This is a genomic window from Spiroplasma endosymbiont of Aspidapion aeneum (assembly GCF_964031045.1).
Lineage (GTDB): Bacteria > Bacillota_I > Bacilli_A > Mycoplasmatales > Mycoplasmataceae.
This window is the reverse complement of record NZ_OZ034994.1, coordinates 1,003,711-1,020,485: the sequence shown is the minus strand read 5'-3', so window position 1 is coordinate 1,020,485 and position 16,775 is coordinate 1,003,711. Positions and strand designations below refer to the sequence as shown.

At 23.9% G+C, this 16,775-nt stretch carries 13 protein-coding genes; 10 read left to right on the top strand and 3 right to left on the bottom strand.

The window, feature by feature from the left end; translation table 4 throughout:
• Positions 1-35: 35 nt before the first annotated feature.
• The 7 genes from AAHM97_RS04415 (at position 36) to AAHM97_RS04385 (ending at position 11,764) form a co-directional block, all read left to right on the top strand.
• Positions 36-1,511 carry a hypothetical protein gene (locus AAHM97_RS04415; RefSeq protein ID WP_342268734.1) on the top strand — a complete coding sequence of 492 codons (1,476 nt, stop codon included), beginning with the start codon at positions 36-38 and terminating at the stop codon, positions 1,509-1,511.
• A complete protein-coding gene (locus AAHM97_RS04410; RefSeq protein WP_342268733.1) occupies positions 1,511-2,179 on the top strand; it encodes an ATP-binding cassette domain-containing protein in 669 nt (222 codons plus the stop codon). The genes AAHM97_RS04415 and AAHM97_RS04410 overlap by 1 nt, the downstream gene beginning before the upstream one ends.
• 88 nt (positions 2,180-2,267) lie before the next feature.
• Positions 2,268-6,095 carry an AAA domain-containing protein gene (locus AAHM97_RS04405; protein WP_342268732.1) on the top strand — a complete coding sequence of 1,276 codons (3,828 nt, stop codon included), beginning with the start codon at positions 2,268-2,270 and terminating at the stop codon, positions 6,093-6,095.
• Between the two features lies 1 nt (position 6,096).
• Entirely contained in the window at positions 6,097-8,319 is a 2,223-nt protein-coding gene (locus tag AAHM97_RS04400) for a hypothetical protein (protein WP_342268731.1), read from the top strand.
• Between the two features lie 12 nt (positions 8,320-8,331).
• Positions 8,332-9,387: a hypothetical protein gene (locus AAHM97_RS04395; protein ID WP_342268730.1), complete on the top strand. Its 1,056-nt coding sequence runs from the start codon at positions 8,332-8,334 to the stop codon at positions 9,385-9,387.
• A gap of 12 nt (positions 9,388-9,399) precedes the next feature.
• Positions 9,400-11,166 (top strand): AAA family ATPase, encoded by a 1,767-nt coding sequence (locus AAHM97_RS04390; RefSeq protein WP_342268729.1) that lies wholly within the window; start codon positions 9,400-9,402, stop codon positions 11,164-11,166.
• Position 11,167: 1 nt separating this feature from the next.
• Positions 11,168-11,764 (top strand): 4Fe-4S single cluster domain-containing protein, encoded by a 597-nt coding sequence (locus AAHM97_RS04385; RefSeq protein ID WP_342268728.1) that lies wholly within the window; start codon positions 11,168-11,170, stop codon positions 11,762-11,764.
• Between the two features lie 135 nt (positions 11,765-11,899).
• Here AAHM97_RS04385 and AAHM97_RS04380 read toward each other — a convergent pair whose 3' ends face one another.
• The gene (locus AAHM97_RS04380; protein WP_342268727.1) at positions 11,900-12,280 is read right to left on the bottom strand and encodes a hypothetical protein; all 381 of its coding nucleotides are present in this window, start codon (positions 12,278-12,280) and stop codon (positions 11,900-11,902) included.
• Between the two features lie 495 nt (positions 12,281-12,775).
• Positions 12,776-13,138, bottom strand: a complete 363-nt coding sequence (locus AAHM97_RS04375) for a hypothetical protein (protein WP_342268726.1) — start codon at positions 13,136-13,138, stop codon at positions 12,776-12,778.
• Between the two features lie 1,115 nt (positions 13,139-14,253).
• On the opposite strand from AAHM97_RS04375, the gene AAHM97_RS04370 reads away from it, so the two are divergent.
• Positions 14,254-15,072, top strand: a complete 819-nt coding sequence (locus AAHM97_RS04370) for a MurR/RpiR family transcriptional regulator (protein WP_342268725.1) — start codon at positions 14,254-14,256, stop codon at positions 15,070-15,072.
• Between the two features lie 53 nt (positions 15,073-15,125).
• Here AAHM97_RS04370 and AAHM97_RS04365 read toward each other — a convergent pair whose 3' ends face one another.
• The gene (locus AAHM97_RS04365) at positions 15,126-15,977 is read right to left on the bottom strand and encodes a BadF/BadG/BcrA/BcrD ATPase family protein (protein ID WP_342268724.1); all 852 of its coding nucleotides are present in this window, start codon (positions 15,975-15,977) and stop codon (positions 15,126-15,128) included.
• A 181-nt stretch (positions 15,978-16,158) separates the two neighbouring features.
• Here AAHM97_RS04365 and AAHM97_RS04360 point away from each other — a divergent pair, with 181 nt between their 5' ends.
• Positions 16,159-16,473, top strand: coding sequence for a hypothetical protein (locus AAHM97_RS04360; RefSeq protein ID WP_342268723.1), 315 nt, complete (start codon positions 16,159-16,161; stop codon positions 16,471-16,473).
• Positions 16,473-16,775 carry a hypothetical protein gene (locus AAHM97_RS04355; protein WP_342268722.1) on the top strand — a complete coding sequence of 101 codons (303 nt, stop codon included), beginning with the start codon at positions 16,473-16,475 and terminating at the stop codon, positions 16,773-16,775. Before AAHM97_RS04360 ends, AAHM97_RS04355 begins: the two co-directional genes overlap by 1 nt.

The window sequence follows — 16,775 nt, the reverse complement described above, 5'->3', positions numbered from 1 at the left end:
CTTAACATAAAAATTTATAGTATAATAATATTAATATGTATGAATTTTTGCTACGAAGAACATTTAAAAATATAAATATTTGGATATCCTTTATATCTATAGTTATTTTGAATCTTGTATTGATGTTAATTACTATATATAAAACTTCAAATAGTGTTATGACTATTTCAGAATTATGATGAGGTGCTATTTTCTTTATCAATCTTATATCTATATTTATTATGCAGTATATAATTAAGATAATTTTAGTCGATAGTGATATAGACTACATGTTGGAAGTTGAGAGGCAATATAAGGTTAATAGTTATATTACTTTCCTATGAAGATTTTCAATAATTTTTTCCTTTACTTATCTTTACATTATATTATTACTTGTATATTATTTTGCAGCCTCAGGTATTATATTGGACAATTCAAATCTAACAGAATTATACTACAAAAAAACAGTTGGCTATATTGCCTTTCTTTTCCTTTTTTCATTGGTTACCCTATCGATACTTTCATTCACATCTTTTATTAAATGGCATTTATTAAGAAATATAATAATAATTTCTATATCGGTAATTCTATCAGCTTTATCTATATCAATTTTTTCATTACAAGCCACAAAAAATGACAATTGAAATGATTATAGAAATTTTATGACAAATCAATGTGAAAATCAGAACTACTATAGCATTCTAAAGTATAATAATTCATTGTTATCATCATATGAAATAAAAGAATTACAAAAAGTATGTAATAATAATAATTTTCATATGAATTTAACAAATAATACTGATAAATACTTAGCAATTGAAAAAAAAGTTACATACAATAGGGCCGAAATAATTTATAATAAAAATTCTATTTCACTATTTGACATATTTGAGAGATTAGAAAAAGTTAACCCAGAAAATATTAAATATTGAAAAACATTATCTTTAATGTCAATAAATTTTGAGTATAATAATATTGCGAATCCGAAACTTCAAAATAATTCAAATACAAAAACAAATTTTCATGATATAAATGCTTATAATAAATGAATATTAAGGTCCGATTTTGATTTAAAATATAACCCCGATGACTATACAGATGGTATTATAAAAAAGAACCCTAAATTACTATTAACTCTTGACATAGCTAATTATGTTGCATACTGGTTTTTGGAAACTGTGAACCATTATTTACAATCTCCAAAAATTATAAACACTAATTTTGAAGAAATTTATAACAAACAGAATAATTCTATTTATAACCCATTGAAACTTATGAATAGGTTATTATCTGGTTATATATCTAGTCCTAATGATAACATAGTGGGATTAAAAATTTCAAAATCTACTGAATACATTATTTATAAATTATACAAATACAATAAAAATAATTCAAACATAGATAGAAAAATAATAAGTACGAATAATAGTTATGTTGGCTTATTATTTATATTTATTTCATCTATTTTAATTTTTTTTAGCGGTTCGGTTGTATATGTTTCTTTTATGATAAAAAAGGAAGGAGATCTTTAATGTTAAAAGTTAATAATTTAACAAAAACTTATGGTTCTACAAATGTATTGAATGGTATTTCTTTTGAATTAGATGATAATCAAGTTTTGGGAATTATTGGCGCAAAGGGTGCTGGAAAAACTACGCTTGTTAAATGTATTCTACAAATTATTAATCAAGATTCTGGTTCTATAAATATTTTATTCAAAGAACAGCATAATCAATTGGAAAATATAAGAAAAACATTCTATATTCCTCGTATTTTTGAATATAATATAAGGTTAAAACCCGACGATTTCATTTTATACTATGCCTCAGTTAAAAAAGATGATAAAGAAATAGTATTAGATAATTTTAAATACTATTGTAATTTTTTTCGTGTAAGATTAGAGACTATTAATAAAAAAATTAGTGACTTAACAATAGGAGAACAAAAAATAATTTTATTAATTATGTCATTAAGTTTGAATGTTAGGCTATTAATAATTGAGGAACCTTATGAAAACATTGATGAAAAGCAAACTAAAATAGTGTCGAGTATATTAGATACAATAAAATCTCTAAAAATTTCTGTTATTTTTACTGTTAGAAATGAAAATGCAAATAAGTTGCAAAAATTTGTTGATAAATTAATACTTATTGATAAAGGGAAAATTTTAAAAATTTTAGATATTAATAAACCTAAATAAATGTTAGAATTTATTTGGCTGATTATCTCCCAATTACTTTCAATTAAATTACAGAATTTATTGTGTTATAATAAAAGAAAGAGGTTGTATGGCAAAAACAATTATTTCAGAAGATAAAGAACTAATATTAGATTTTTCATACATTCAAAATGTTCTATTTGCTAATAATAACACTGGTTTAGATTTATTTACAAAAAAATTAAAAATCAAAAATGTAAATAATTTTAATGACTTTATTATTTTTTTAAAGAATAGTATAGTAGAGAAAGGTTTTATTTGTCTTTTGAGTGACTCAAAAAGGAAATTAAAAAATAATGACAAAGAAGTTTTTGACGGAATAATAAGAATTGTACTAAACAAATCTAGTCAAGACAAATTTCAAAAAGATTCATATATAGGTTTTTTTATAGACATCAATCCTAATAGACCATCCTTGATTATTAATAATATTTTTATAACTAAATTGAAACCAAAACCACAAGATTTTGAAACTACTATAGGCAATTGTGAAATTTTTACAATTAGGTTTGGAAAAGAAATATCTGATAACGAAATTATCAAAAGAGGTATAATAAATTCTACAAACATTATGCAAATAAATAAGATTCATACTAGTTTTAATGAGAATAAGGAAAAATGATTAAAATATATAGATTTTTGTCAGGATCAAATTGATATACGCAGAAGAGATGCCGTTCCATATTTAAACTTGCAAAAAATTAAGGTATTAAAAATAAAAACCAAATTTAACAAGTTGGATTTTAAGGAGTATTTTATCTCCGATATATCAAATGATAGATATATTTATCTAAAATACAATGCCCTGAATATTGTTCAAGAAACTAAAATTCCATACATAGATATTTATATTTTAAGTATTGACACTCTTGTTAAAGAAAATCAAGATCTTAATTTTATTAAAAAAGGTCTTGAGTTGTATCTTTGTCCTTTGAATATTAATAAGAAATATAATAATAATTTTTATGCTAAAACAGATATATCAAATTATTATGATTTCGAATTTGAAAAAATTTCAGAGAATATTGAAAAAATAAAATTAGACGATTTGATACATGAATATCAAGGTTCTGGTAAATTTATTGAATATTGAAAATCAATGGATAAAATATTTTTAGGGGATATTAATAAATTAAATAAGTATATTGAAACAAATAAAGAAACAATGAATGAATTGCGAATAAAGAGATTTGTTTATGAATGTTATGAAAACTTAGATAATAATTATGAATCATCAAAGGAAAATATTCTGAACCAAGGGTATGTTATTCAAATGAGCATTGGGGAAGAAGTATTAATTAATAGATACAGAAATGTACTTCGACAAATTTCTGAAGGAAAAACCAAGAATCCTTATCTTATAAATTATTTGTTTAATACTAAATTAATTGAGTTAGCACAATCTGAAATCGATGTTAACGAAGAAGAAATAAAATTTTATTTTAAATTAAATGATTATCAAAAAAAAGCTGTTATACAAGCTTTAAATACTAAGGATATATTTGTTATACAAGGTCCGCCTGGAACTGGAAAAACACAAGTTATTTCTGAGATAGCATACCAATTGGCAAAAAGAAACTGTAAAATTTTGATTTCTAGTCAGAATCACGAAGCGATTAATAATGTTATTGAACGTCTTCCAAGGTCACCAGACATTAATAAAATTAGGTTGTCTTCACAAGCTAATCCTTGAGATAATAATTATACGCCTGAAAATGTTGTTTATAATTATTACAAGTCAATAAATAGTCAAATATTGAATGATAATTTTTATTCCCCGGATAAAATTAATGAAATAAATGATTTAAAGAATAAAATTTCTTTATTAATAAATGTGAATAAAAGTGTATACGATTCAGATAAAGAAATTATAAGCCTTGACTCTAATATAGAGAAAATAAGTAATGAAATATCTAATTTAAACACTAAATATTCTAACTCAGAAAAAGTTTTATTTAATTTAAATAAGGATTTGTTTTATATTGATAGATTAGCTTTATGTATTGATGAGGATGATTATAATGTTGCATTTGACAGTTCTAAAAGAATAGATAAGCAAATAGCAGACGATATTGGCATATACATTGATTCTTTTTTAGTAAAAAAATTGGGATACTCAGATTATGATTTTGACAGTATATTTAAAAAAATGAAAACCATTTCTAATTTAATAAATACAAGAATTCCAATGATTAAGGAAATTAAGAAGTTAAAAGAGGAAATTAAAGATACTCAGAATAATGTTGATTTTAAAAATCTAGAAAATCTTAAGTCATCATTAAAAAATAAGCTTTTTATTATAGAAAAATTTGATATATATAATGAATTTGTTAACTTGTATAAAATGGTAATTAATAAACTGAATATTTACAAAAAAAGCATTGATAAGCAAAAAAATAATATTGAAAAAGAGGATATTTTTGAAAATATCAAATCTTTAGAAATTGAAAAAAACAAACTTTCAATAATTAGAGCAAATAAAATCTCTAACGCAAGTATGCAATTATCAGAATTATCATCTTTGGCTAAGGAAATGAAACAAAAATTTAATATTGATGTTGATATTTCAAATGAAAAAGTAAATCAATTTTTGGATATTAAGTTAAAAGAAGTTGATAGCAGGCTAGATCAAATTTCTAAACGAAAAAATATTCTAAATCCTATATATAACCTTGTAAATAATTATACTAAAAATATATTTGGTAGCGATTTAGACAAAGATAATATTTCAATTAAAGATTGTTCAAAAAAACTTATAAATGAAACGAAAAAATACTCAAATTTAATATTAGATAAACTTATAAACATATTTGCAATGACACTTACTTCAACAAATTTATACCGTTTTGATAAAATAAATTTCCAAAAAGATCTTTGTATAAATAATATCGATTTGAGAAACGATGACATTGAATATGTTATTATAGATGAGGCGTCCAAGGCTACTATTATTGAAATCTTAATGCCATTAGTATATGGTAAAGTTTTAATACTTGTTGGTGATTATAGACAATTACCGCCAATATTAAAATTACAAAAAGAAGATATTGAATATGTGAATAAAAAAACTGGTAAATATTATAACTTTGAAGAATTCTATAATACTTTAGATCAGTCTTTATTTAAGGAAATGGTATCTGCAAATAACGGCTCAATAACAACAATTTTAAACAAGCAATATAGATGTCATTCACAAATTGCGGATATCGTTAATATATTTTATGATAATCAATTGATAACAGATCCCAAATTAAGTGATAAAAAATTACATGGATTAGAAATTTTTAACCATAAGGGTGATTTAATTATATCGAGAAATAGTTCTGTTTATTGAATTGATTCCACATATGATCTCGGAAAAGAAATTGCATATGAAAGAAGTGAAATATTTTCAACCAGTTTATTTAATGAAAATGAAATAGCAATCACAGTTGACATGGTAAAAAAAATAAATGACAATCTAGGTGATAAAAAGACAAAGTATAAGCCATCATTGGCAATTATTAGTTTTTATGGATTGCATATGCAAAAACTAAAGAGTGAACTTAATAATATTCGATTGAGTAATATAAATCTTATAATATCAACAGTTGATGATTTTCAAGGAAAGGAAGCTGATTATGTAATAGTTAATATTGTACGAAATCCTGAAAAATTATCTTCAACAACTGGCAGAGAATTTTTAAAAAGATATGAAAGGATTAATGTTGCATTTTCAAGAGCCAAAGAACTATTGGTTATTATCGGCTCAATAAGAGCTGTTGCCAATGTTTATGTCGATCTTCCGCTAATATCTAATCCTAATGAAACTAGAAAAAAAGAAGTTTATACTGATATAATTGCAAAGATAAGTCAGTCAGCAAGAATAATGACTATTGAAGACATAATGGAGAAATAAAATGAATATATATAATATTGAGTTTACCTACACAAAAAAATATACACCAATAAAAGTACAGTTTTTGGAAAAAAGATTTCCAACTTATATTGAGTTTTTATTGTATTCAATTTTATTAAATTATCCGGACAGAAAAAAATCTCTGAGTGATATTTTAAAGGATGACTTTAATATTGTAAAACAAGACTTATTTGAAAAAGCATTAGATGACCTATTACTAATTAAGTGTGTAAGAACTGAAATAGGTGACTATAGTTTCTCACAAAATTTATTTAACGTTCAAATTTCAAATCTTTCAGTGCCAGAAGAAATAAGAAAAAGTATTGAGAATGGAGAATTTGGAAAATCTGTAATTCAAAAAACAGAATTATTTAAATTATATTTTGATAATTTTCAAGACACATGAGAAGTTAATAAGGAAAATAATTGACCTAAAAGAATTTCTGGCTCAAAATATAATTATTCAATAACTACACACAACAATAAATATAAATTAGATTATGAAAAAATAAAAGAGAACTGCTTAAGGTTGCTTGCTAATGATAATGATAATTTCAGCCCATCTGATATTGTTGGTTTTTTTATTGATGGCAAAGAATGAGATGGTAATAATAGTATAGAACCAGTTTTTAACAATGAACAAATAGCCTTTGAAATTTTTATTTCTTTCAATGAAGAGGAAAACAAAATACAAATTATATGTGAGAATGAAAAAATTGAAAAAAAAATAAATAGCAATAATGATTTAAAAAAGAAACTGTTTATTGAAATTTTAAGTAATTATACAACTCACACTAGAGAAAAATTGCTTCCTCTTGACTTACATAACTCAGACACGGTAATTGCCAATGCAACATCCGTAGGGTTATTTTCTGAAATTCAAACAAAATCTACATATGATTTATGTCTACTAAACGGGAGATATATAAATGTTTTTAAGAAATTAATTGAGGACAAAAAGTTATTTTCAAATATTAAATATTTAATAGTTTATAATTCTAAAGTAAATACAAGGAAAATAGATCGTTTTAATAACATAATTATTTTTTATACTAACCAGTTGTCGAATAATGATTTGTTAAATAGCTCATTTACATTTATTGATTTATTAGAATCGACTACATATTATCTTGCAAATAAAAGTATTTTTAAAAATGTGAAAATACCCTATTTGTATAATAAAAAAAATGTAATTATTAATTTAAAAGAAATTTATAATCAAGAAAAGGAACATTTTGAAAATCAATTTGATAACATATTAAAAGAAAATAGAATAAATGAATTAAATGATATTCTGGAGGTTTTAACTAGAATAGGTGTTAAAGAAAAATTTGAGGATAAAATATATAGTTTTATAAATGATAATATTCTTAATCCAAATGTATATAATGAGATAGTTGAAAAATTTGACAAGGGTTCACAAATAAGTAAAAAGATTTTTGAAAAAATGTTGATAAAATGTATTTACGATTTATCTGAGATTAAGACAGCTGAAGATATAGTTAAATTATTACTATCATATAAAATTTCTAGCATTAATAAATTTATTAAATTGTTAGAGGACCTTAACTATCATTGAAACTGAAAAAGCTTGATGAGTATAATCGGTTACTTGGAAAAAGCAGATATAGACCCATGATCTATAGATTGCTTGAATTGTGTTGAAATAATGTTAGAGCATTATTGAAAAAATCAAAAGATAGGTTTGTTTTCAGAAATCGACCATAAATCACACATTTGAAAAAATCATGCTGTAATGTTAAACACCTATAGTTTAGTTATGAAAACAATTTATCAAAATAATTTTATAGATTGTTGAAAAAATTATAACGATTTAGTAGATCAGGTAATGGCGACTATAAATCAGTCTATAGAAAATATAAAAGATCGTAAAAGATATATTACAATAGTTGGGCAATATTTAAATAGTTTTTATGAATATTATAATTCTGAAAAAAACATTAATAACATTGCCAACTTAATTGGTGAAGAGCAATTCGAAATTAGAATTTTAAGAAGTAAAAAAGCTGATGAATATTTAAATCAAATAGATTTCATACTTAATAATTTTTTAACCACTGATGAAGAAAAAAAACTACCAACAGAGTTAAAATATGAATACATTGTGAACGTATTAAATATTGACAATGAGGAAATTGAAAAAATAAATTATAGTTTTCCGAATCTAGTGAAGGCATTAAAGGTAAAATATGGAAAAGTATAAAAAGGGGTATATATGAGTTTAAGTGCAACAGAAATGTTAAGAGATTGTAAAAAAAGATATCAGATATGCTCTAATGAAATTTACATATTAAAAAATAGAATTAATGACCTTATAAATCAATTTAGTAGTTTTAAAATTGATACAGTTATTATGGATTTATTAATTAAGGCACAAAATAATCTAAATATTGAACAAGAAAAAATAGATAACTTTATAATAACAAATCCACAGTGTGAAGAAGTGGAAAATGAAATTGAGAGATATAATAATTTAAATAACATTACTGAGAGAGTTAATAAAAAATTAAATGACATAAGAATGGAATTATTAGAATTTGAGGATTTTGTAATTGATAAAGAAAAAGAGAATATCTTTCTAGCGCTATCAAATAATAATAACAATACTATTGAGTTTTATTTAGAGGAGATAAAAAAGCAATTTGCAGATATTGATGATAAAGTTTTGGTAAAAAAAATATTTGATGAAAAAAAACACATTTATATTAATATGAGTAAAGAAGAAGTTTATTTAGATATTTGCAAACAAATAAAGTTTGAAAACTTAAAATCTAAATTTGAAATTAATGATTACCTAAAAATATTTGATCCAAGAACAAAAAATGATTATTGAATAACAAAAAGAATCAAGGCTACTGCAGTATCACAAAATCTATCGACTATTAAAGCAATTGAATATTCTATCGCTCTTAGAGAAAATATGCAGATGCAACATGAAAATGCTAAGAAAGTAATGAATGCTATTAAAAAAATAGGTTATAATATTAATAAAGATGAAATTGTTTTAAATGAAAAAGAAAACACAATATATATACATTGTGTTAATAATTATGATAAAACTGTAGATTTTTCAATTAAAATGGATGGTTCATTAATTTATAATTTTGAAGGTTTTGAAGGCCACGAACATGATATAGATTTTAATTTATTTAAAGAAGAACTTAGAAAGCAAGGAATTGTTGGCAATGAAATTGTCTCACGCATTTATCGTGAACCAAAATACATTAAAAACAAAAATAATTTAAAAACAAAAAAAAATTACAAGCAATAGGGAGGCAATTAAATGGATACAAACAGAGAACTTTCAAGAATAAGCTCACTTTTAGGAGTGAGCAGAGTTTTGATTATTGAAGGAAATGTAAACGATTTATTTTATTATGAGAATAATTTTTGTAATATCTCATCTATTTTAGAAATGATTGCTGAACATAGCAAATTTAATCACATATATAAATTTGATCTTGCAAGAGGAATTGAAGGAAACAACTTGAATGATTTACATGATTTGTGTAATGAAAATAAAATTGAAGCTAAATTGAATCAATTAGATAATGGAAATCAATCATTATTATTTAAGAATAATTATCAATTTTTTTCTATTTTGAGTAAGGTTATGCTTAATAATAAATATAAATCATTATTTATCATTGACTACTCTAATTTTATTTTTTCAGAACAGAATTTGGAATTTGAAGAACGAAAAGCTATGACAGATTTCTATAAGATATTAAAAGAATCTAAATTTGAACTTTCAGAAGTAGACTCATTAACAAGTGCAGTTGTTTTTATTACACAAAAAATAAATCAACTACCTCCAAGTATATATTTAGATAATCCAGATGTTATTGTATCATCTTTAACAAAACCTTCTCGTGATGAGAGAAAAAATTTGCTGAACACAATTAAATCAAGGATAAAGGTTACAAACATTAACGATGACTTTGATTTAATTATAGACGCATTCGAAGGGTCTACTTTAAAGGATATAATTAAATTTTCAAAGTTTACATCAAATTATAATAAGGAACTTAGTTTTCAAAAAAAATACAGCGCATTTATATTTGGAGAAAAAACATCGCCTTGAGAACAGCTAGATTATAAGAAAATATCTAGTGCAAAAAAATATTTAAAATCACGTGTTATTGGACAAGAAGAAGCAATAAGCAAAGTTGAGAAGGTTTTGTACAAAGCGTTTACTGGTTTAACTGGTATTGCATATTCCTCAAAAAGATCAAAACCAAAAGGAACATTATTTTTCGTTGGGCCAACCGGAACTGGGAAGACTGAATTAGCAAAGGCAATAACTACATTTTTATTCAATGATGAATCAAATCTAATTAGATTTGATATGTCAGAATATGGTCAAGATAACTCCGACCAGAAGCTGATTGGTGCTCCACCGGGATATGTAGGATTTGAGGGTGGTGGACAATTAACAAATGCTGTTAAAGAAAAACCTTTTTCTGTTATACTGTTTGATGAAATAGAAAAAGCTTCACCAACAATTTTTGATAAGTTTTTGCAAATCTTAGAAGATGGTAGATTAACTGATAATACTGGTCAAACTATAAATTTTTCAGAAACATTTATTATATTTACCTCAAATATCGGTGCTAGTGAAGTAAGTCCAAATAATAGTAATGAAACAGTTGCAAAAGAGTTTATTCAAAAAGTACAAAACCATTTTACTCACCAATTAAATAGGCCTGAATTATTAGGTCGATTTGGTAACAATATAGTACCATTTAATTTTATTAGAGATATAAAGTTAAAGGCTGAAATTTTAGAACAAAAATTAAGACCAATTCAATTAGCTATTTATGATAAATATAAAGCAAAACTAATAATTAAAATAGATAATATATTTATTGCCACATTATTAAAAGGCTTTGATGAAAGAAGAGGGGGAAGAGATATAGTTAATTCACTTGAAACTAATTTTATTGATCCGTTATCTGAATTTATTTTTATAAATCTTAATGATATAAAACCTAATTGTGAAATCTATCCATCAATAGTTGATAATAGTATAATCTTCAAAATAGTGTAAAATGAAAATAAATATTGCAAAATTCTTGACTTGTTCTGAAATAGAGGGTCCTGGTAAAAGATTTGTCATTTGAGTGCAGGGATGTTTAATAGGATGCAAAGGGTGTCAAAATAAAAGTATGTTAGATTTGAGCGAAAAACTTTTTGTAGAAGTAAGGGTACTTTTTAATGAGATAAAAAAATCTAAGAAAAAAAACAAAATAATCGGAGTAACAATTTTGGGCGGCGAACCATTTCTTCAGCCTGAAGGCCTTTATGAATTGGTAGATTTATGTAGTAAAGAAAATCTTGATGTTATATGCTTTACAGGTTATATTTATGAAAAATTGAAGGATGAATATGAAAATATTTTAAATAATATAGATATTTTAATTGATGGGCCATTTATTTTAAGTAAACTTGACCATAAAAGAAGATTAATAGGAAGTACAAATCAAAGAGTAATTAATATTTCTGCTAAATATACAAATAGTTCATACTTTAACGAGCCACACTCTAAAATTGAAATTCAATTATTTAGAGATAGGGTGAATCTAAATGGTGGAGGAGAAGAGTTTCAAACCCTAGTTAATCAACTATTTCTTACAAATAAAGATTAAATTATTTTATTAATTTTAATATAATTGATTTTATAGTTTATAATTTTTATAAATAGTAGGTATTTATTATGCTATTGGGGTATAAAGAATAAGTTATTAATATTGTAAGCATGGTTAACCCTAAGGGGAGAGAAGTTAAATAAATATCTCACCTCTTTTTTGTTTGTAAATATAAGTTTGTAATAAATTTTTGTTTTTAATAAATGTTTTGAATGCTTTGTAAAAATCTGAAAGTGAATTAAAGAGATTTCCAACTGATAAATAGAATTGTTCTTTAATTCAACCATTTAATGCCTCTATTGATGAATTGTGCTTAAAACCAGAATTAGACATTGATATTATAAAATTGTGCTGATGATTTTTATAATTTAGAACTTCATAGGAAAGATTGGCTGAACCTCTATCCATTTGAACTATACAATTTGTGAAGTCATTTTTTGAGAGATATTTAGATATACCATATAATGTTGAAACAACAGTTTGTTTGTTTTCACCCTGACCAATTGAATATGACACAACCTTTCTAGTAAATCAATCATAAGCAATTTCACATAATAACTTAGTTCTTTTCCATTTATAAATAGATCCTTAAATCAAGTTCCATCAATACCAATTTTTTGTCCTGGACATGTTGTATATGTATCATTTCCAATTAAGTCATTTCTAATGTTTTGTTTAATTCGCGCTGCCTTACTTCTCTTAGTTCAGCGAACAGCTACAGGAAATTTTAGAGGATACTTTAATTGCTATTCTCGAATGATTTTCCGACTAACATTAACATTATATGTAGTGTTTATTCACTTATTTATTGTAAAAGCGCTTCCAGGAGTATTAATTGTTGTATAAAATTTAGTAATCATATCTTCTGCATTAGGATTAGATTTTGATATATATTTAGGGATGAAAGGCGGATAATTTCAGTATTTGAATTATGATTTTTTTAACAAATTAAAACGTTTTTTGAATGCATAATATTTACTTACAGATACTCCCAATGCATCACACATTTTTTTAACAGTCCACCCTTTTAAATTCCTTTATATATATATCACAAAATGAATGATGCTTATATGGTTTAGTCGTCATCTTCTCCTTCATGTCACGCATCTGTCATGAAGGATCGAACTTTTTTAGCACATTGTTTTGCATCTTAAGTTTCTCATTTTCCCATTTTAATTCTTTATTTTCTTGCTCCAATTTTTTCATTTTTTTATCTTTTAATATTTCTTCAGATTCAATTTTTGCCATATATTCTTCTTCTTTCATTGAAGATAATTTTAATTCTTCAATATTATTATACCTAATAATCCAATATGAAATAAGCGGTGCACCAGAAGTTATTTTGTATTTTTTAACTATTTCACTAATTTTCATTCCATTTGAATAGTCAACATTGCTTGATATTTTGTTTTGTAACTATATTTTTTCATAAAAAAAGTAACCTTTCTACTAGTGAGAAGTAAATATTATTTCCTCCCCTTAGGGTTACCTTTGCCTAACCTATAATTAAAGAGAAATATTAAGTATGGAAAAAGGCCACTTTTTACCACACAGTTATGTGATGATCAATCTGATGGCGATGAGTAAGAAGACAAAATTAATATAGAAAATCTATAATATTACGATAGCTCCCCAATATTTTTATTCGTAGCAAATTTAAATTCAAATTCAAATTATTTAATTAAATATTTTAACATTAGTAGAACAACTGTTATAATTCAAAGCAAAATTTATTTTTTTCTCTTTACTAAATATTTAAGAATAATTTTTAGTTACATTATCATCATCATATTTTAATAGAAAATATTTCAAGCAAAGGGCTATTTTAACAATTTATTAGAAAATATAAGGTTTTAGTATATTTTATAATCATATTGTAATAGGATTAAGTATTTTAAATAATAAAAAACTACTGCTAAAAAACAATAAATTGTTAAGGGGATTTAATAGAAATAATTATAATAAATAAAATAGTTATATTGCAATTAAATTTTTTTGAAAATATATAAAATGTGTAAATAAGATATTAAAAAATTAATATCGCAGTCAGATAGTAGTGATAGGGTTTTTGCCAATAAAAATATTTTTAACTTTTTAAAGCCATTAAACAAATTACACAACCATTGTCTTAAAAAGAGTTAAACTATAATTATCTATTAAAACACTTAAATAGTTGAATAAAATAAATTTCATAAAATTATTCGGGAAAAAATTAAAAGTCTTAAGTATTTATTAAATACCCTTTAAAAGTTCATATAACAATAAAATTTAATAAATGAAATAAATTATACTATAATTAGTAAAAAGAAAAAAATAGATATAATTTAGTACAATAGATTTCTTTTTCTCTCTAGAAAATTATAAATGAATAGTAATTAATTAATATATAAATACTAAAAATGGCGCAAAATGACATATAAATATGTATTATATATATAAATACAATATATATAAAATTTACTAATAAGAAACAAGTGAAAGGAATATTGATGGAAGCTAAACTCATTGCTAAATTAAAGAACATTTATTATACATCTGGTAACGAAACATTTAGAGGAATAGCTAAATACCTTCTTAATAACTCTAAAGATTCATTTAATGATTTTTCAATTATGAAATTATCTAAGAAGACATTTACATCTCCAGCAACAATAACAAGATTTTGTAACGAATTAGAATATGAAGGTTTTAAAGAACTACATTTTCTTTTAAAAATAAAAGGTGGCGAATATGTGCAAAAAGATGATTGTTCTTCAAAAACAAATATGGATATAGAATCATCACTATTTTTTAAAGATAATCTTATTAGTTCTCTTAAAAAAACTTTTGATAATAATATTAATAAATTAGCAATTATAAAAGATAAAATCTCAAGTGATAAAAGAATTTATTTTTTTGGAATAGGAAATAATAATTTTTTAATGAAAACAGTAGTTCACACACTAATAAGACTCGATTTTAATGTTATTTATTCTTCAATAATTGAACAACAATCATCTTATGTAGAAAATATGAAATCAGATGATTTTGCAATAGTTATTTCAATGTCGTTATCTGACCCCTTTTTTTATGAATTAAGCAAAAATTTAAAAATTAAAAAAACACCATGTTATTACATTACAAAAAATATAAAATCGGAATTACTAGCTGGCATTCCCAATGATAACATTTTTGTTGTTGAAAATAAAGATAACATAGTCGGTGCTAAATTCTCATCCGAAATTATAATTATGTTTCTCCTAAAATTAATGGTTATAAATTTAGTTAACATTGATGATATTGAGAATACAAATAAAAAATTTATTTAATTTTAAAATAATTATGTATTTTTATTTTTTATATTTATAATTGAATTATTTTTTTATGTTATTTTTATAAATTTTGTTGTTTTATCATCTGCATTAAGACTTTTAGTTAGTGTATCATAATACAATTTATTTTTAAATAAACCGCCATATAGATAAACGGTTTTGTGCTTTTCAAAATCTATCATGCCATTTAAGTATGTTGACATATTAGTTGCTATCTTAGCCATAACTATTTCAATTTCTTCTTTGTATTTCTTGTGATTTTCTTCTACCAAATAAACACAAAAATCAGCTAAGTAATTTTTAACCATGTTTGGTGTCTTGTATAACTCTGTTATCTGGCTAGGGTTTTTTATATTAAAAAAATCACATACTGATTTTGTAAATTTGTTTTCCCGATTTTTATCAAAGGCCTTCAATGCCATTATAATTCACTCTTTTGAAAAATCATATGCACTTCCTTCGTCCCCAAAAAAATAACCTCATCCTCCGACTGTTTTTCATTTTTTATTATAACATTCTATCGTGTTTGACCCTGTTCCACAAGCAATATAAACAAAGTTTTCATTAATAAAATCGTCACCTATATTTAAATATAGTTGCATTTCAACATCTATCATTATTTTTATATTATTTTTATTGAGAAAGTCAAAACGCTTAAATAAAGGTCCTGTTATCTTATTAACATCATAATTAATAAACCCCGAAATACCAAGATAGTACATATTATTATTTGTAGAAATTTCATTTGAAATTTGTTCAAAGCAATCAATAATATTTTTAAGAGCTTGTGACTCATTTGTTGTTATATTCATTCTATTTGTATGAAAAAGAATTTGTATTTTGCCATCTTTTTTATAGTAAACTTTTGTGCTTGTTGCACCACCATCAATATATATAGTCATAAAAATAACCTCCATTTATATTAAATAACAAATATATTGTTATTTTTTATGATAAGTGTAAAAATATTTTTTTTGAGTAAAAATATTTTCATTGTACAAACACTTATTGTTATTTATTTACAATAATATAAACTAATTATAGGTGATAGATTTTCTGTCACCAATATTAATAGGGGGATATATGAAGGAAATAAAGGGAATATTGTTTTGTGCGGGCGGTTATTCATCCTCTATTCTAGCACAAAGATTAAATGAATTAGGTAAAGACTTTAATATACACATTTCTGAATGTGGATTAGGATCTAAACCCATGGAAGTTGTTGCTAATGAGTATGATATAGTTTTATTCGCACCACATTTAAGTACTTACTATGATGATTATGAAGAACTTTTTGAAGAAAAAGGGGTCCCATTTTTACAAATTATTGCAAAAGAATATGTAGCTGTTAATGCAGAGTCACTATTTGAAAAAATGAAAGTAGCGTTAAAATTATAATGTCAAATACATTGACAATAATATTAACAATAATCTTTTTATTTGTTACCTTTGGACTTTGCTACTACATAGGTTTTAAAATTGGAGAAAATAAAAAAATACTAATAAGTGCTTGAATTACAGGAACAATAGGCACAATAATATGTGCTACAATAACAATTTTATTAACATATTTTACATCATTTGAGTTTATTGCAACCATATCAGCGGTTTGCTGAGGTTCCTTCATCGGAATTATTTGTGGTTTATCTAACTTTAAATATCGATATAGAAATATATTAAAATTGAAAGGAAAATTTTAA